Source organism: Niallia sp. FSL W8-0951 (genome assembly GCF_038006525.1).
Lineage (GTDB): Bacteria > Bacillota > Bacilli > Bacillales > Cytobacillaceae > Niallia > Niallia circulans.
The window spans coordinates 1,447,202-1,464,925 of sequence record NZ_JBBOVK010000001.1; the positions used below are offsets into that span (position 1 = coordinate 1,447,202).

The 17,724-nt window shown below is 34.5% G+C and carries 16 protein-coding genes; 5 read left to right on the top strand and 11 right to left on the bottom strand.

From position 1 onward, the window contains the following. Window positions 1-56: 56 nt before the first annotated feature. Complete coding sequence (locus NSS71_RS06795; protein WP_235844417.1) at window positions 57-827, bottom strand: alpha/beta hydrolase family protein; 771 nt, start codon at window positions 825-827, stop codon at window positions 57-59. A 185-nt stretch (window positions 828-1,012) separates the two neighbouring features. On the opposite strand from NSS71_RS06795, the gene NSS71_RS06800 reads away from it, so the two are divergent. Continuing rightward, a complete protein-coding gene (locus tag NSS71_RS06800; RefSeq protein WP_047940626.1) occupies window positions 1,013-1,804 on the top strand; it encodes a histidinol-phosphatase HisJ family protein in 792 nt (263 codons plus the stop codon). Between the two features lie 255 nt (window positions 1,805-2,059). On the opposite strand, the gene manA is transcribed toward NSS71_RS06800, so the two are convergent. Continuing rightward, entirely contained in the window at window positions 2,060-3,004 is a 945-nt protein-coding gene (gene manA, locus NSS71_RS06805) for a mannose-6-phosphate isomerase, class I (RefSeq protein WP_047940625.1), read from the bottom strand. 225 nt (window positions 3,005-3,229) lie between these two features. Here manA and NSS71_RS06810 point away from each other — a divergent pair, with 225 nt between their 5' ends. Then, window positions 3,230-6,397, top strand: coding sequence for a S8 family peptidase (locus tag NSS71_RS06810; protein WP_061796228.1), 3,168 nt, complete (start codon window positions 3,230-3,232; stop codon window positions 6,395-6,397). 52 nt (window positions 6,398-6,449) lie between these two features. Here the strand turns inward: NSS71_RS06810 and NSS71_RS06815 are convergent, their stop codons facing one another. From NSS71_RS06815 to NSS71_RS06835, 5 genes are all read right to left on the bottom strand, one after another. Then, window positions 6,450-7,679: an MFS transporter gene (locus NSS71_RS06815; protein WP_047940623.1), complete on the bottom strand. Its 1,230-nt coding sequence runs from the start codon at window positions 7,677-7,679 to the stop codon at window positions 6,450-6,452. Beyond that, entirely contained in the window at window positions 7,676-8,110 is a 435-nt protein-coding gene (locus NSS71_RS06820; RefSeq protein WP_047940622.1) for a MarR family winged helix-turn-helix transcriptional regulator, read from the bottom strand. Before NSS71_RS06820 ends, NSS71_RS06815 begins: the two co-directional genes overlap by 4 nt. A gap of 662 nt (window positions 8,111-8,772) precedes the next feature. Beyond that, window positions 8,773-9,069: a YfzA family protein gene (locus NSS71_RS06825; protein ID WP_095257239.1), complete on the bottom strand. Its 297-nt coding sequence runs from the start codon at window positions 9,067-9,069 to the stop codon at window positions 8,773-8,775. 328 nt (window positions 9,070-9,397) lie between these two features. Further along, the gene (locus NSS71_RS06830) at window positions 9,398-10,111 is read right to left on the bottom strand and encodes an MOSC domain-containing protein (RefSeq protein ID WP_047940620.1); all 714 of its coding nucleotides are present in this window, start codon (window positions 10,109-10,111) and stop codon (window positions 9,398-9,400) included. A gap of 82 nt (window positions 10,112-10,193) precedes the next feature. Then, on the bottom strand, window positions 10,194-10,526 hold the full coding sequence (locus tag NSS71_RS06835) for a DUF3889 domain-containing protein (protein ID WP_061796231.1): 333 nt from the start codon (window positions 10,524-10,526) through the stop codon (window positions 10,194-10,196). 151 nt (window positions 10,527-10,677) lie between these two features. Here NSS71_RS06835 and NSS71_RS06840 point away from each other — a divergent pair, with 151 nt between their 5' ends. After that, a complete protein-coding gene (locus tag NSS71_RS06840) occupies window positions 10,678-11,271 on the top strand; it encodes a biotin transporter BioY (protein ID WP_235844418.1) in 594 nt (197 codons plus the stop codon). Between the two features lie 239 nt (window positions 11,272-11,510). Here the strand turns inward: NSS71_RS06840 and NSS71_RS06845 are convergent, their stop codons facing one another. Continuing rightward, the gene (locus NSS71_RS06845) at window positions 11,511-13,178 is read right to left on the bottom strand and encodes a copper resistance CopC/CopD family protein (RefSeq protein WP_047940618.1); all 1,668 of its coding nucleotides are present in this window, start codon (window positions 13,176-13,178) and stop codon (window positions 11,511-11,513) included. 225 nt (window positions 13,179-13,403) lie between these two features. On the opposite strand from NSS71_RS06845, the gene NSS71_RS06850 reads away from it, so the two are divergent. Together NSS71_RS06850 and NSS71_RS06855 are read left to right on the top strand one after the other, a co-directional pair. Continuing rightward, on the top strand, window positions 13,404-13,577 hold the full coding sequence (locus NSS71_RS06850) for a hypothetical protein (protein WP_162837569.1): 174 nt from the start codon (window positions 13,404-13,406) through the stop codon (window positions 13,575-13,577). Window positions 13,578-13,802: 225 nt separating this feature from the next. Continuing rightward, complete coding sequence (locus tag NSS71_RS06855) at window positions 13,803-14,807, top strand: cation diffusion facilitator family transporter (RefSeq protein ID WP_047940617.1); 1,005 nt, start codon at window positions 13,803-13,805, stop codon at window positions 14,805-14,807. 117 nt (window positions 14,808-14,924) lie between these two features. On the opposite strand, the gene NSS71_RS06860 is transcribed toward NSS71_RS06855, so the two are convergent. The 3 genes from NSS71_RS06860 to NSS71_RS06870 all read right to left on the bottom strand — a co-directional run bounded on the left by NSS71_RS06860 (window position 14,925) and on the right by NSS71_RS06870 (window position 17,690). After that, complete coding sequence (locus NSS71_RS06860; RefSeq protein WP_047940616.1) at window positions 14,925-15,332, bottom strand: hypothetical protein; 408 nt, start codon at window positions 15,330-15,332, stop codon at window positions 14,925-14,927. A 107-nt stretch (window positions 15,333-15,439) separates the two neighbouring features. Further along, the gene (locus NSS71_RS06865) at window positions 15,440-16,444 is read right to left on the bottom strand and encodes an LLM class flavin-dependent oxidoreductase (RefSeq protein ID WP_047940615.1); all 1,005 of its coding nucleotides are present in this window, start codon (window positions 16,442-16,444) and stop codon (window positions 15,440-15,442) included. 88 nt (window positions 16,445-16,532) lie between these two features. Continuing rightward, entirely contained in the window at window positions 16,533-17,690 is a 1,158-nt protein-coding gene (locus NSS71_RS06870) for a metallophosphoesterase (protein WP_053215576.1), read from the bottom strand. Window positions 17,691-17,724: the final 34 nt, after the last annotated feature.

The following is a 17,724-nucleotide window of genomic DNA, read 5'->3' on the forward strand; positions in this document are numbered from 1 at the left end:
ATTTTCACTTAAAAAAAACGCAAACGGATATCTACTTCATCCATTTGCGTTTTTAATTATTTCCTTTCTAACCAGTCAACCGTTCCATTAATCAGCTTCATAAATTGGCTGCCAGATGAGAAAGTATGTATTCCCTCTTCAATAAATACGGATTCAACAGTTCCTGTATTTCTAGTTAAATATTCATTTTTATATTTATTCAAATAGTGATAAGGAATATCCTCATCAGCAGTACCGTGCACAAGAAGAACATCTCCTGAAAACTTATGACAACTCTTTAATGGATTATAATCTATTAAAGAATCGAAATAAGTTTGATAAAAAGAATAGCCGTAAAAATCAACGACTTCTCTTTCTGCTAATTCAGACAATCTCTCTTCTCCAAATATTCGTTTAATATCAACCGCTGGATCCCCGACAGCAGCCCACTGAATTAACCGTCTGACTCGTGCATCTTTGATAGCTGTCAATACAGCGACAGCTCCACCCAAACTATGGCCAAGTAAAATAAGTTCCATTATCGAGAATTTTTCATAAGCAAATTGAATAATGGCTTCTGTCTGATCGATTAAATCAGACAATTTTGTGCTGCCATACTCACCACTAGATTCGCCACATCCCCTATAATCAAAACGAATCACTAAATAACCCAATTCTGTCAGTACATTACTTGCCTTAACAAACAAGCGATCAACGCCAATTCTACTGCCAATTAACCCATGGCACATTATCACTACTTTATATTCATTCTGTATTTTCTTTGGATAATCAACAGACAAAACAATGGTATCGTCTTTCCAGTTGATTGATCTTACCTCGGTCATCATTTCCTCCCCCTAAACCTTCATACATCTATTATACATTATTCCTACCTGTTTAGTAAGTTTAAAACAGGAATTATCTGAAATCTTTTTTATCATATAATAATAGAACCTCTTTCCAACTTCAAGTTTGTTATTAAAATATGATAAAATAAACAGGATTATCGACTGACAAATTAAAGGAGATTCTTATGTATTATATTGATTATCATCACCATTCCAATCATTCATTTGATTCTAAAGCAATAATGATGGATATTTGTGAAAATGCTATAAGAAAAGGGATAAATGAAATTTGTTTTACCGAACACTTTTCTGTCAATCCGAATGCCCCGACTTACGGTCATATGAATTGGCCAACATATTTAGAAGACATCAACAAATGTAGAATTAGTTATCAGGATCAATTAATAATTAAATTAGGAATTGAACTATGTGAACCCCATTTATTACGTGAACAATATAAAACAGTGTTAGCACCAATTCCTTTTGATTATATTCTTGGTTCTGTTCACAATTTACACGGGCTAACACTTCGTAAATATATGAATGCTCACCCTGATGAGGATATTTATCTTACTTATTTTAAAGAGGTTCTTGAATTAGTTACATACGCAGATATTGATGTCCTCGCTCATTTTGATTTAATGAAGCGATATGCCCATCCAACACGAGGTATCTATCACTTCCCTGACTATCAGGAGATTATCACTACTATCTTAACAACAGCAATTAAAAGAAACATCGGTTTAGAAATTAACACTTCTGGCTGGCGAACAAGCTTAAATGAATCATTACCTTCTTTAGAAGTGTTGGCATTATATAAAAAGTTAGGTGGAGAAATACTTACAATTGGTTCTGATTCCCATAGAAAAGACGATGTTGGCGCAGATTTCATGCAAGCTCTTAATCTAGCAAAGAAAGCAGGTTTTACAGCATATTACAAATATGAAAAAAGAAAACCTATTCGAATAGATATGTAGAAATCTTAACAGCTTCTTATAAGCATTAGAGCTAAACTAGCAGAGACTCTTCTATGGGTAATATTTTCGATCATTCGGTTAGGAACGGCTGATAAAAAAATAATTAAAAGGACAATACAGCACCATTACTCCATATTATCCGAAAATAAATAAAAAAGAGTGCAAAGGTAGTTACCGATAAAAGTTAGTATTGTTATTCTAACTTTTGGAGATCAGTACCCAAATGACACTCTTTTTTATTTTTGGAAATTCGCTTTAGATATAGGAAACAATCAGTTCTGCTTTCCCAGTCAATTCAAATTCACCAAATTTATATGGCAGTAAGAAATGATCCCCTTTTTGGAAAGTGAATTCTTTGCCATCCTTTTGCAGAGATCCATCGCCTTCAATTACGCTACATAGTAAAAAATCTTGGTCTTGTTTTCTAGTAGACTGTCCGTCCAACACCCATTTTTCTACTGTAAAATAATCACATGTAACAAATTTAGTAATCTCCATGTTTCCTTGTTGTTCAACAACTGGAGTAGTTGCCGCTAATTGATGTGGAACAGTTGTAACGTTAATTGACTGTTCAATATGCAGCTCTCGCTTATTGCCGTCGCTATCTGTACGATCATAATCATATACACGGTATGTTGTGTCAGAATTTTGTTGTGTTTCAAGGATGATAATTCCTTCACCGATAGCGTGAATTGTTCCGCTAGGTACAAAGAAGAAATCACCTTTTTTCACTGGTACCTTGTTTAATAATTCATCCCATTTATTTTCAGCTATCATCGTTGTTAATTCATCTTTTGTGTTCGCGTGATGCCCAAAAATGATTTCTGCTCCTTCTTGACAGTCAATAATATACCAACATTCCGTTTTACCAAGTTCTCCATTTTCATGAACTTTTGCATAGTCATCATTTGGATGCACTTGTACAGATAAATCTTGATTAGCATCTAATATTTTTGTTAATAACGGAAAACGGTCACCTTCTATATTACCAAAAAGCTCATGATGATTCTCCCATAACTCTTCTAAGTTTTTACCCGCTAATGATCCGTTCTTTACTATACTTTGACCATGTGGATGTGCAGAAAACGCCCAGCACTCCCCTGTTATTTCACTCGGAATATCATATCCAAAGCTACGCAGTGCAGTACCGCCCCAAATTCTTTCTTTAAATACTGGTTTAAAAAATAATGGCTCGTTCATATGATTTGGAACTCCTTCTTTACAATATTTACTAGACTATTCTATCATACTCCCACATAAATTGGGTTTGATTTTCATAAAACGAAAATATCGATCTGCTGCCGATTTTATTAAATGAAAAAGGGATAACATACAATTTTTTCTAAAAATACAAAAAATATGAGGACAAATAGGAAGAAAGGTGATTTAATAGATTTGTAATATACCACTTATAGGGGGGAAATTATGAAAAAGTGTAAATGGAAAACAATTTTTGCTTTGTTATTAACGGTGACATTAGTATTAAGCGCAATGCCATCAAAAGAGATCCTAGCATCAGAAGGAGAAATTTCAGCTGCTACTCTTTCGATCGGAAAAGAGTTATCCTCGAGCTTTCAGCCAGATGAACATGTTAAATGGTTTAAGATCGATCCAAAATCTGTCGTGACTAAAGCAACTCACCTAGAGGTTGAATTAAATTCGACGGAAGAAATGAATATTAGCGTATATTCAAGTAAAGATAATGCTATGTCAGACAACACCTTCGATCAATATAACGCCGTTAGCTTTATGGATAATAAGGGCGTCATTTACTTCCCGATTGCTTGGGAAGGTCCGTACTATATTAAGGTTGAGTATTATTCCAACGTAGATGATGAGGAATACATAGAAGAAGAGGAAGTACCTGAACCGAATAGTCAATTTTCCTTAAAAGTAACGGATACAAAGCAAGCTCCTACTGTTGAAGCAGAAGAAGCTTGTCCAGTTGAATTAAGTACCAAGGAGTCAAAGGACAGCCAAACAATCCTTACACAATTACGTACTATTAGAGATACCATTTTGTCTTCAACGGCAAATGGGAAAAAACTATCTTCTTTATACTATCAAGTATCGCCATTTTTATCGGCGAAAATGATATTTAATAAGCAGCTAAGACAAGATGTATTAACAAATTTAAAAGCGCTAAAACCGATTTTCACTAACCTGCTAGATAATGGTACAAGCAGCACCTATAAAATTGGAAAAAACGAAGCAAAAGCAATAAATAATTTATATGAAATCACCTTAGAAGCTTCTCCTACCGCTTTACAAACCAAGATTTCATCCCTCGCTAACAAAGTAGAGTTATCTAATATAGAAGGAAAAACGCTTGATGACATTTTTACTTTATTAGGAGCTTCCAGCTCAAGTATAACGAACAAAGAGATAAATAATAAATATATTGTAAAAATGAAATCTGGTAAAACAGTTTCTTCTTTGAAAAACAGTTTGGGTAAAACTTCTGCTCAATCTATTAAAGGGTTAGAAGGAAGCGAAAAAATTGCTGACGGGATGTTTACCCTTGAATTGAATGAAGGAAAATACACAACGAAGAGTGCTAATACCCTTATTAACAAGATTCAAAACGCAAATGAAGTAGAGTATATAGAGCCTGTACAGCAATATACCTTACTATCCTTGCCAAGTGATGTATCTGCACCTTACCAATGGTCATTAAAAAACACAGCCCAAACAAATGGGAAAAATGGTGCTGATATTCAATTTGAAAAGCTTTATCAACTTCAACAATCTACTGATGTTAAACAAATGAAAATTGCTGTCTTAGATACTGGTGTGGATGCTTCCTTAGCCGATTTAAAAAATAAAATCACAGCGGGTTATAATTTTATCAACGAATCAGACAATGTATATGATGACAATAATCATGGTACACATGTAAGCGGCATTATCGCAGCAGGTATAAATAATGGCTATTCTATGTCTGGCATCCATTCAAACGCAAAAATTATGCCAGTCAAAATATTAGATGCATCTGGCTCTGGTGATACGGAACAAATTGCAAAAGGAATTAAATATGCGGTAGATCATGGCGCAAAAGTCATCAACATGAGTTTGGGTGGTGGTTATAGTAGAGTAATAGAGTCCATGCTTCAATATGCCAACAGCAAAAATGTTACTATTATTGCAGCAAGTGGAAATAATGGTTATGAAGGACTTGATTATCCGGGCTCTTCCAAATATGTAACGGCCGTTGGAGCTTCGAACGATTTAGATATCGTTGCTGATTATTCAAGTTATGGGAAAGAGCTTAAGCTTGTTGCACCAGGTTCCAACATTCCAAGTCTTGTTCCCAATGGAAATCTTTTATTATACAGTGGTACTTCGATGGCTACGCCACATGTATCTGCTGTGGCTGGATTATTGCTTTCTTTAAATGGGAAGCTAAAGCCTAAAGAGGTAGAAAAATATTTAATTGAAACAACAACATCTATTGTTTTTAAGGAAAATGACAATCCTGAAAATGAATTTTCGGAAGAATATCCAGATGATTTACCCGCTAGTAGTAATCCCATCGGTTTTGATAAAGTATCTGGCTGGGGGCGATTAAACGCATTTTCTGCTTTTAGTGCTCTAAAATTAAAAGCAAAAATTAATCCTGTTTATAATAGTACTCGATTACTTACCGGAACAGCTGAACAAGGAAGCAAAGTAAGTGTAAAACTTGGCAGTAAAACCTATTCTTCGTCAGCAGACAAAAATGGCAAGTTTACAGTAGAAATACCTTTACAAAAAGCGGATAAGCTTATGTATGTCCAGCTTTCAAGCAAAAATGGAACGGCAAGTACATCCCTCAGAACAACTGTTCAAAGAGACACGAAAGCTCCAAATGCACCAACCGTTCAAAAGGTTGGCGATAATGATAGTTTGCTGAAAGGAACAAGTGAACCTTTTGCTAATATTAATGCAAAGGTTAAGGGGAAATTGATCGGTAAAGGAACGGCCGATAAAAGTGGGAAATTCGCTATTAAAATCAAAAAACAGAAAGCTAATACAATTGTATCTGTTACAGCTGCAGATGGTGCAAAAAATACAAGTAAACCAGCAACCGTGAAAGTTGTGGATAACACACCACCTCCTATCCCAACGATAACTGGAACAATCAGTAATAAATCAGATAAAATCACTGGTAACGCGGAAGCTAATTCTACTGTTACTGCCAAAGCAGGCAAAAAGAAGCTCGGTTCTGCAGTTGCTGATAAAAAAGGAAAGTATACGATTAAAATTAAAAAGCAAAAAGAAAATACTAAAATCAGTGTTACAGCTACAGATAAGGCGAAAAATATAAGTAAAGCGAAGACTATTACAGTAGCAGATAAAATAGCTCCTGCTAAGCCAAAAGTAAATACGATCACGACGAAAACAACAAAAGTAACAGGAACTGCTGAAAAAAATGCAACCATTATCATTAAAAGAAACAACAAAGTATTAGCAGAAGGAAAAACAAATAAAAAAGGAGCTTTTTCTATCAAAATTAAAAAGCAAAAAGAAAAAACCTCTTTAACTATTACGGCAAAAGATACATCTGGTAATGTCAGCAAATCTGTTATAAAAGTGGTCACAAAGGCAAAATAATAACAAAGACTCTCCTTTTAGAAAAATTTCATTTCTAAAGGAGAGTCTTTTTTTAAGCACCTCTATTTAATTGTTCTTTCTTCGTTACTGTCTTTTCATTTCTAATCGTTTTACCATGCAAATAGTAATAAACAGCAATGCCGATTAAAATATAAATGCTGCTTAATGAATAGAAAGAATTTAATCCAATAGCATCACCAATAATTCCAACAATATAGGAGCCAAACCCTATTCCTATATCAAATATGGATAAAAAAGTAGCTGTTGCGAGACCTCTTCGATGTGGTGCTGCTTTCTGAATCGCAATGGTTTGTAGACACGGGAACATTGATCCATATCCTAAGCCAATTAATGCAGCAGATAATAAGAACATCCATTCAGATTGTGCAGTCCCCAAGACAAGCATCCCGATGGAAAATAGTACGATACATGGATAAACAATTTTATTTGCACCATAGCGGTCAAACCATTTACCAGCAAAAGGTCTTGCTATTAGCATAAAGATAGCGTAAACCACAAAGAAATATCCTGAAACACTTATAAATCCTTTGTTTTCAGCATAAACCGAAACAAAAGAAAGAATCGATGAATAAACAAGACCGAATATGGCTGCTACGATACTAATTTTTACTGCCGTACTCTCTATAATTCGATCAAATTGAATTCCTTTTTTCTCTTTCACTTTCGCTTCTTGTTCTACTCTCTCTGTTTCCATATCTGAGTCCAGTTTCATAAATCCACCTGTTAATATCGCAAAGAAAGCAAATATTAGCGCCAATATAAACAAGGTAGAAGTTCCCCATGAGTTAATTGCCTGGAGTCCGATAAATGGACCGACTACCATCGCTAAATTCATACTCATTGAATAATACCCCATACCTTCTCCTCTTCTGGAGCTTGGTAAAATGTCTGCAACAATTGTCCCGGTAGCGGTTGTAGCCATACCAAATCCAATGCCGTGTAATGCGCGAACGATGAGCAAACTAGTGATAGAATCACTAAATAAATAAAAAACCGCTGCCACTAAGAAAATAAGTAATGATGTAACAAATATGGCTTTTTTGCCAAACTTCTGCATCAAGTTACCAGCTACAGGCCGGATAAGAATAGCTGTTATTATGAATACCGTAACAACTAAACCTGCTGTAGACTGCTTTCCATTTAATTCTCGAATCGCATAGATTGGTAATGAAACTAGTAAAAAATAAAACGTCATAAATAAAAAAAAGTTACTTACCCATATTTGGATAAATCCCTTTGTCCATAATGGTTCTTTATTCACTTCTTTTCCTCCTTGATTGCTAATGAATGAATCCATTCAAAAATTATATGTTGTAAAGTCTTTTGAGATTCGATTGGCAATTGTTTAAGTAACTCCTGATTTGCTAGCAGAACAGCTGCTTCCCATTTCGCATACTGCTGTATAGCAAAATCTGTTAGAAATACTCTATTTGTCCTCTTGTCTTCTCCCTTTATTTGCAGAACATATTTTTTCTCCACGAGCTTCTTTATGGTACGTGTTACTGGAGGGGGTTCTATGGATAGATAATCGGCGATTTCCTTTTGAGTAAGGGGACCATTCTTTTTTAATACATACAAAATTGCCCATTCAGAGCTATAAATATCAAATGGCTCAAGTGCTGTATTTAATTGTTTGGTTAATTGTCGTGCGAGCTGCTGGATAGAATGGAATAAATCATGAGTCGTGTTCATTGCTTTCTCCGATCTAAAATTAATTACCTAGGTAACTATATCATAACTTTATTGGAACGGCAAGATACTATTTCATTTAATCAAACGTTTGATTAAATGAAAATATTACTATGTATAAAAAAGCACCCTTAGGTAGACTTTTTAATGTCTACCTATAGGGTGCTTTTTTACTCTTCTGCTGCTATATTTGTTAGTTTTTCGCCAGTCTTCTACAAAACTGAAATGGAAGTGGATGACAAGCTCCTATAGCCTTTTTAATTTGTAACTAATTGAAAAAACAGGCAATTCACTAATTAACCATTTTACCAAATGCTACTAATTAGGCGAAATGCCATCCTTGGTATAAATAGTAAAATGTTCCAGACTACTTCCCCAACTATCTCAAATAATACTTCTTTTAAAAAACTGTTACTTTTTCTTGTTTTAATTTTCATCTTCTAACTTCCCGTTATAAAATTTGGGTACCTATTCTGGGTTAATAACTATAACTTGACTGCCTGAATAGATTCTTCTATTCAATTCCATCTTCCACTATCCTACTGCTTCTCTATAAGCAAGCCTTTGATCTAGCAGCAGAGTTAAATATGGACATCAGGTATTGCTGTTGGTTACCCCACTTGCATACATATCTATTATTACAGCTTAATCAGCAAAGGTATTTATTATTTACTGCGAGTAAAAACCTTTACTATCGCACTAATTATTCCAGGCACAAGAAAAAAGACGCCAAAAAAGACAGTGAGTAGATTATACTGTGGCGTTTTATAGAAATTAAACCATTCAGTGATAATAAAACTGTCAAGAAGCTTCCCGAATATTGTTCCATCCATATCTCTGTATTTAAGTATCCATCCTGTTGCTTCTGATGAAAAAAAGAATATTTGTGACAATACAAATACACCAATAGAAGATACCCAATATTTTTCCAGAAATGATGAAGCTTTTTGTTTCCTAACCAATGTAAATCCCATCCTTTACAAATACTCTTGTCTATATATTCATAAATTCATACGTATGGTTAGGAATTAAGTTTCAAAATCTTCCCTGTTTTATTAGAAAAATTGAATTGAATATTAATACCATTTCTACTAACTTGTTAATCCAATTATCAATAGAACCTTAAAACAGAAGGAAACGGCGGGAGGAATACTCTGTTCCTGAGGTACCAGAAAGGCTTGCTCACGATGGATTAATTGGAAGCATGATGAAAACAAATAGTTTTTATATTTGCACTGTAATAACAGAATGTTCAACTATACAAAATTAAGTATTATGTTTGCACCATCTTTATAAAATAGCTATCTTATCACCAATATGAATAATTCCAGTCTTAATCACACTTGCATATAAACCAAAATGGTTATTTCGCTCTTTAACAATCTGTTTTAATAGCTTCGGCTGTCGGGTGCCTGTTTCAGGATCTACTGTTATGATCATACATCTTTCACAAAACTTATTAATCTCCAGAATTACATCTGAACCGATTTTAATTTGTTTCCCTAGTAAATCTTGTTCGTTTAGGTCACTTTCTTGGAGATCATAGACAATATTTCCTCTGAATCTTCTCTCATCAATCGATTCACCAAATGATGTAGATAATTCTGATAGAGCTTTTGTGGAAATTAATAACAGATTATCTTCTTCAATTGCTGGAAAGGGAACAAAGGTTGGAGCATAGGCGATTGAATCTAATGTCCGATTCGTTTCTTGTTCTAATCTTTCTAATAATGCCGTTTCGCCCCAAATATATTCCGAGCCATCATTGGCAGTTATAGTTAAATTAGGATATTTTTCTATTGACTCTTCTCCTGAAAAGCCCGCTTTATATGTAACCATTTTAGGGTATTGCGTAATGGTTAAATGCTTATTATTCGCTCTATCGATAAAAGCATGACTTCGATCGCCATATATTCCATACGACATAATCCGTGCCTTTTCCAAGCTTTCTCCAGTAAATGATTTTATTGGATAGCGCATGATCTTTTGTATATTGCCTATCATCTTTTCTCCCCCTTTACTCTCTTTCTTCTATTAAAACAAAAAAACTCTCTAAAACCAATTATTTTAGAGAGTTTTTCGAAAATTAAGGCTTTGTTTCCTTCATATCTACCGATAATAGTCGTTCTGTGCGCGTATCAAAAGTTAAATGAACAAATACACCAATTTCCTTTTGATCTTTGTTTACAATTAGCTTAAACTTTTCCACAGAAGTTCCTTTCTTATCTTCCTTGCCTACATGCAGATAATCAGTAACTTCACTATTAGGATATTTTTCTTGTGTTTTTGTTATGGCAATTCTCCCCCATTTTACATAGGAAGGCAGCTCTTCCGCACCACCATGTAAAGGACTGCTAAGCTGCATTAGGAATAAGCTTACCAAAAAGATGCTTATGAATGGATATTTTAATTTTTTCATGCAAACATCTCCTTTCTTGTTATTTCTAGTATGAACAGAGAAACAAAATATATGTATTTTTATATGTTAACTAAATTATATTATAGGTTGACACAAATCAATTAGAGAAGTATAGTTAATTACAGAAATTAAACAAAAGGGAGTGGCCATTTTGAAACAGTGGAAGCCAATAGATATAACAATGATTGCGTTATTTGTTGCTTTTATGGCGGTGGGAGCAAATGTTACAAGTTTTCTTATCATTGGAGGTGTTCCCGTAACTCTTCAGACTTTCTTCTCTATTCTTGCAGGGCTGATTCTTGGTAAAAGATTGGGAAGCGTGGCAATGTTTGTTTATATGCTTGTTGGTCTTATCGGAATACCCATCTTTGCAGGGATATCGGGCGGCCTTATGGTAATCACCAGACCATCATTTGGCTTTATTTTAGCCTTTATTATGACAGCATTTTTTGTCGGTTTCTTCATCGAAAAAAAACAAACCATTCCATTCTATATTTTTAGCGGCTTCATTGGATTATTTATTAATTACATAATTGGGACTAGTTGGATGTATTTGGCTTATAAAGTTTGGTATGCTGCACCAGAAGGATTTACTTACCAGCTAATGTGGAGTTGGATGGCTCTACCTTTAATAAAAGACATCATCCTAACTTTTATCGCTGGTATTTTAGGACATCGTTTATATTATTCCGTCATCAAAAAAAGTTCCCTTCGCGTGCATTGGCATGAAAATTCATCGCGATAAGAAAACTGCCACATAATAAGGAACAGCTGAGAAAAAAGACTATAGACAAACCTCATAATTACTTAAGGTAATTGCCTATAGTCTGAAAGTCCTCAATAATGGAGGACTTGTTTGTTACCAAATCCGATTGCTTTTTATATTATTCGCTATAATACGACTTTTTTTCCTAAAAATCCTGTCTGATTATGCGCTTTCCCAAGAAATATTTTTCCTATTCCCATTTCCCTCTTCATGAAACTTTATCTTATGTCGATGGAGTAAGAATAATCCAGTGATTCTAATTTATCGGTTAATACATGTATTTCTACATCCCATTTACCCGGCTGATTTAACTGAAGATTTTCTGCAAAATAATGTCCTTCCTTTTCCTTCGTTAATGGAAAAGACATTTCTTTCTCTCCTTGTCTTAAACTAATTGTAATTTGTTCCACAGGATCGATTGGCTTGCGGTTATTATCAAATACAAATACTTCATACTGATTTTGTACACCTGTTTTCTTAGGTGTGATCGATAAACTGATATTTTCATTATAACCAAGTTCTGCTTCTTCATAGAACGGCAGGTCGATAGGCAAGGTTGGTGTCTGTATTTGAGTAAACGCCGTAGTTACAAGCAATATTAATATGCCAAGTGTAATTTCCATTTTTATTGATTTTTTATAAAAGTCTTTCTTTCTTAATAGAAGTCTGCTGACAAGGTGATATGCACCAAAAATTAACATTAAAACAAGTAAACCAATTTTAATAAGCAAAACCTTTCCATATGCCGTACTTACTAATGACTGAAAATCAGGAATTAATAAGGAGGCATTTATTGCGCCAGAAATGGCTAAAACCGCAACAGTAATAAGGGCCCATAATGAATACCTCTCCATAGTTGCCCAATATAAATCATGTCCTTCCCCTTCTTTAGAAAATATTCCTTCTCGTAAAAAGAGAATAATGACAATCATTCCGCCAAGCCAAATAGATGCTGCTATTAAGTGAAAGAAATCAAGCACGATAGCTACTGTCTCATAAGGCGAACTGGAAGGATGACCAAGAAATGCTTTTGAAAGCATGATGCCTATAAATGCTAATCCGGGAATTATCCAATGCTTTCTTTCTAAATAAGCTTCTTTTGTCCAAATAAATCGTTGTGCAAGGAATAAAATAGCCAAAAGGATCATTTGTACAATCCAAATAATTCCTTCCTTCGTACTTGTCAATGTTTCCATTAAATTACTTGGCTTTATACTAGCTAATAGACTCACACCAGCATAGCTTTGTGTTTGAATAACTAATGAGCTAATAATACTAATGGCAAGGAATAAGACAGCAATAATGGATATTTTTTTCGTTCTTTTTACTAGCTTTGCAGATAATTTTTCATTTCTATACCAAATTGTATAGAATAACAATAATCCCATATAGATAGAAAAACCTATATAAAGAAAGCCTTTATTGATCATCGTACTTATAAAGCTCACTAGATTACCATTGTCCTGTTGAGTTGGAAAAGCTGCACCATCAGGTAATTCTCCAATGCTGAAAGGAATCATCCCAGAAACGGAATGGCCATCAGCAGATACAACCCTCCATTCTACCGTATATATATCATTCGGTAAATCTGACTTTAGATCAACTTCCATTGATTTTTCTGTATCAGGATTAATGACTACATTTTTCTTGTCTACTCTTTCACCCGATGAATTTAAAACATTTAAGATTTTAAAGCCAGTTTGAATCTTTTCATTAAACTCTATGTATACCTTCTCTGGCGCTGTCTTTAATATTTCATTCTCACTAGGGTTTGAATTTGTAATATAAGCATGTGCAGAAACTTTATTAATCCCTAAAAAACTAAACATTAGTACAACGATAGGAAGAATCATAAACAGCCTTTTGCTATCCACTTTTAAAATCACGTCCTTCTATTTTCTCATTCCCCTCCCAATTATAGCGAAAGAATAGTCATTCGTACAATGAAGTGTTACCCTTCCTTAACGGGTTCGACATTATCCAAGGAGAAAAGTCAACTTTTGTCTTTATAGCGCACTTTTTGCGCTTTCCCAAGAAATATTTACGGAAAAATCGAATAAATCCTGTTGATCTGGTAAATAATATGAATAAATTTAAAAGGAGGTAGGTCCATGGATATTAGCATGACTGCCGATGAAGTAATGTTGGCTATTCAACAATTACGCTCAAATGGCATGAATATGAATAAAAAGAAGATAAAACAAAGCCACCCGGATTTAATGCGCCATGCGCTCCATTATTTTCCTGATTGGAACAGTGCGGTTGAAAAAAGCGCATCTGCTTAATAATACCAGATTAACTACTTCTTAGTCATACATATTCAACAAGTGTCTGATAACACCATAGACTTACGAAAAAAATGAGTGAACAAGGTTTTTCAACAGTATCAAATAGAAGTTAATAGAGGCTTCCCTTACAATATAACCACTTAGATTTTGGCTGGTTAGAAACGGGAAGTTCTCTTTTTATTTGTACACGACCTTTACTAAGGAAGAAGGGTATAAGATAGAATGAAGGAATTCTTAATATTATTAAAGAATGGAAACCGTTCGGCTCTGCTTGCTGCTTTAGTAAATACCGTTATCTCCTTATTAAAAGGAGTTGCTTACTTTCTCACCGGTAATGTGGCGATGTTTGCAGAAACCATGCACTCCCTTGGTGATGCAGCCAATCAATTTTTTGTGTTTATTGGATCTGCATTAAGTAAAAAAGCTCCAACAAAACGCTTTCCCGGAGGATTTGGCAGACTTGTCAATATTGTTTTATTATTTGCTGTTTTAATCGTTGGAATTATGGCTTATGAAACAATTCGCGAAGGACTTGATCATGTTCTTAAGCCACAAGAATCAACAGGCTTTTTACTCATTATCATTATCCTCTCCATATCTGTAGGCTTAGAATTTACCGTTTTAATTAAAGCAATGAAAGAAATTGTAGCAACAGCGGGTTTAAAAACAAGAGGTTTACAATTGTTTTCTGCCAGCATTGCCTATTTAAAATCTGCCAAGCCTGCAACAAAGTTAGTATTTTTAGAAGATTCCGTAGCAACAGCAGGAGGAATATTAGCAATTGCGGCAGTAATAGTAAGTGAATATACAAACTTTAAACAAGCAGAAGGCATTGTATCCATTATCATCGGCATTTTTATGTTTATTGTTGTTGGGAGAGTTTTTTTAGATAACGCTGCAGGTGCTATAGGGGAAGCAGATTTAGAAATGCAAGATACAATTGGCAATATTGCGATTAAAGATCCTGATGTACGTGATATCCAAGATCTAGCAGTTTACAAAGAAGGGGAAGATTTCCACGTAGAACTAAGTATCGAAATCGATAGTAAATTAACCGTTGAGCAAGTCGATAAAATAAGACAACGAATTGAAAAGCAAATTTTATCAGAAAAAGGCGTATCTGATGTGATTATCGAATTTGATAAAGATGATGGTATTTTAAAATGGCCCCATTTTATTTCTGAATTGGATAAACATAAAAAGGTGGCTGAAAAGCATACAAATTAATAAATCTAGGCTTATAAGATTCATTCTTGAATAAGTAGTGAATTAAAAATCACCAATACTTCCATCATAAAGGCCAGGAATTCTAAAAAAATCCCTGGCCTTCCATTTATAATGAATCTATTTAATTACCGCGTCTTCAAACGGCGCATAAAATACTCCCTTAGGTGCTAGAACACTGGTTTCTGACTCCTCTTCTCTCCCATCGACTTTATAAGTACCTGCTGGAAAATAATCATAATAACCAGACTTTACATGTAAATCCACATAGTATTCATCGAGTTCTCTCATTAATATGTGATATGCTTCTCTATCCATAATTTCACCTAAATCATCTAGTTCAAAATTTTCTTTCACTGCCTCCATAAATGGTTCACAAGACTCTGCCGCAACATATAAATCTACGTCACAACATTCCATACAAAGTAAAACCTCTTCACCTTTTATATTAGCATAAGCATCATCGACCATTTGTTTTAAAATCTGTTTGATCTTTTCTTGATTAACCAAATTCATGGTTGTTTTCACAACAGTTCCCTCCAAGTATTTACAACTGACAAAAATATCTATAGCTTTATCATACACAAAAACAAGTACAAAATGAAATAATATCATTTTGTACTTGCTTCAGCCTTTTATTTTAAAATATTTTTTACAATTTCATATGAACGAAGACGTTCAGATTGAGAATACACTTGTGTGTTGATTATTATTTCGTCCGCTTGGGTTTCCGCTAAAAATGTTTGTAGTTTCTGAGTAACTGTATCTTTGGAGCCGATAATAGATGCTTTCAATTGCTTGTGAACAATAGCTTTCTCATAAGTACTCCACATTTCCTCCATATTGGAAACCGGGGGCTGCAGTTGTGCCGGCTTGTTCCGAATAAGACTTAAAAACTGCTGTTGTGAAGACGTAGCAAGATATGCCGCTCTTTCATCCGTATCTGCTGCAATAATATTCACTCCAACCATCACATACGGCTTCTTTAAAGTTTCTGATGGACGGAATGAATGAAAATAAGTATTAAGTGCAGGAATCGTATAGTCTGGTGAAAAATGGCTAGCAAATGCAAATGGCAGGCCAAGTTGAGCAGCCAATCTAGCACTAAAGTCACTGGAGCCTAACAGCCAAATCGGTATTGTTTCCCCTTCCCCTGGTATAGCCCTTACTGGTAAATTTGTCTCTTCGTATGGTTTAAAATACGTTCTTAATTCCTCTAGCAATTCTGGAAAATCACTTCCATCACTTTGATGGTAACGTCTTAATGCTCTTGCTGTCAGTTGATCACTGCCAGGAGCCCTTCCAAGACCTAAATCAATACGATTGGGGTACATAGATTCTAATGTACCAAATTGCTCAGCAATAACTAAAGGCGAATGATTCGGTAACATAATCCCGCCTGCCCCCACTCTAATCTTGCTTGTACCCCCAGCTAAGTAGCCAATTAATACGGAAGTAGCACTACTAGCAATCCCAGGCATACTATGATGTTCAGCTACCCAATAGCGGTTATATCCCCACTTTTCAGATTGTTGAATAAGTTCTAAACTATTTTTAAAACTTTCAGCAGCATTGCTTCCTTCTCTAATCGGTGCTAAATCAAGAACGGAATATTTTATTTCCTGTAATGTTTTTCCCATATATCCAACCCCTTCTCTCTACACTATAAAACTGTTCCATTCTTCCCTTCAACTTTATTGCCTGTACATTGAAACATCCGTGAATATATTAATCAAAATGATTTAATAGTTGCTTACTGTTTACATACTCTAATGTATCTTGATGATATCGTGAAAGAATATATTCCATTTGCGGCATTGGGGAAACAATCGGTATTTTCTTGTTTTTTATAATCCTAATAATTGGTTTTGCAGTTGATTTTGAATCCACTATTGCCCATTTTCCTTTTTTCTTCTGAAGCGTTAAATCAATGATCCCAAGGTGATTTCCCCAGTTTCCTGCTTGGACTGTCGGTTTTCCATTAATCAATCCTTTTTCATGGTTAACACCTTTTGGCCCTTTTTCTCCTTTAACTGGAAAGATACCATGCGAGTGACCATAAAGAATAACATCTATTCCTTTGACTTTGCTAATATCTCTGACATTATTCCCTTGTTTTGGCCAATATTGATCAGAATATAAACCGGCATGTACTAAAGCAATGATTAAATCTGCGCCTGCTTTTTTCATTTGAGGGACAATTTCTTCCGCTGTTTTTCGCATATTTTTTATGATAAGTTTATCTTCCAAATGCTCCTTGTCCCATACCTGGGTTATTGGAGTAATTAATCCTATGACACCCACCTTAATATTTTCCGTTTTTCCTTGATCATTTACTAACTTTTTATCTAATAGTAGATAAGGTTGAAAAAAATGAATATCATCTTGTTCATATCCATTATGATCATCAACATAAATATTAGCATTCGTATAGGGGAAATCAGCCCCTATTAGCGTATTTAACAAAAAATCCAATCCGAAATTGAACTCATGATTCCCAACCGTTGCTGCGTCATATCCCATTAAATTCATACTCTTATAGGCTGGATGAATATCACTAGAATAAAACATCGGCGAATTTGCTACATATTCAGCTAGCGGACTCCCTTTTATCACATCGCCCACATCAAACAGCATTGTATTTCTTTGTTCTTTTTTTGCCTGCAATATTAAACTTGCAACACGATTGTATCCATATTCAATCGTTTTCTTTTTCTCTTCGTAATTATAATCTAAAAGATAAGAATGAATATCCGTTGTCTCTAAAATTCGAAGTGGAAAGATAGATTCCTTGTGATTTTCTTCAGTAGCTTTTGTAAGTATAGGGTTGGCATGTATAAAAAGGATAAAAGTAATACAAATAATAACAAAGAATTTCTTTTTCATCTCTAAGTCTCCCCTTTTCTCCGAGCACACCTTT

Coding starts and splice junctions, on each gene's coding strand:
- NSS71_RS06865 (WP_047940615.1), bottom strand. CDS start 16,444: ATGGGAAAAACATTACAGGAAATAAAATATTCCGTTCTTGATTTAGCA.
- manA (WP_047940625.1), bottom strand. CDS start 3,004: ATGAACGAGCCATTATTTTTTAAACCAGTATTTAAAGAAAGAATTTGG.
- NSS71_RS06855 (WP_047940617.1), top strand. CDS start 13,803: ATGAAGGAATTCTTAATATTATTAAAGAATGGAAACCGTTCGGCTCTG.
- NSS71_RS06830 (WP_047940620.1), bottom strand. CDS start 10,111: ATGATAGGCAATATACAAAAGATCATGCGCTATCCAATAAAATCATTT.
- NSS71_RS06800 (WP_047940626.1), top strand. CDS start 1,013: ATGTATTATATTGATTATCATCACCATTCCAATCATTCATTTGATTCT.
- NSS71_RS06810 (WP_061796228.1), top strand. CDS start 3,230: ATGAAAAAGTGTAAATGGAAAACAATTTTTGCTTTGTTATTAACGGTG.
- NSS71_RS06850 (WP_162837569.1), top strand. CDS start 13,404: ATGGATATTAGCATGACTGCCGATGAAGTAATGTTGGCTATTCAACAA.
- NSS71_RS06795 (WP_235844417.1), bottom strand. CDS start 827: ATGATGACCGAGGTAAGATCAATCAACTGGAAAGACGATACCATTGTT.
- NSS71_RS06820 (WP_047940622.1), bottom strand. CDS start 8,110: ATGAACACGACTCATGATTTATTCCATTCTATCCAGCAGCTCGCACGA.
- NSS71_RS06835 (WP_061796231.1), bottom strand. CDS start 10,526: ATGAAAAAATTAAAATATCCATTCATAAGCATCTTTTTGGTAAGCTTA.
- NSS71_RS06870 (WP_053215576.1), bottom strand. CDS start 17,690: ATGAAAAAGAAATTCTTTGTTATTATTTGTATTACTTTTATCCTTTTT.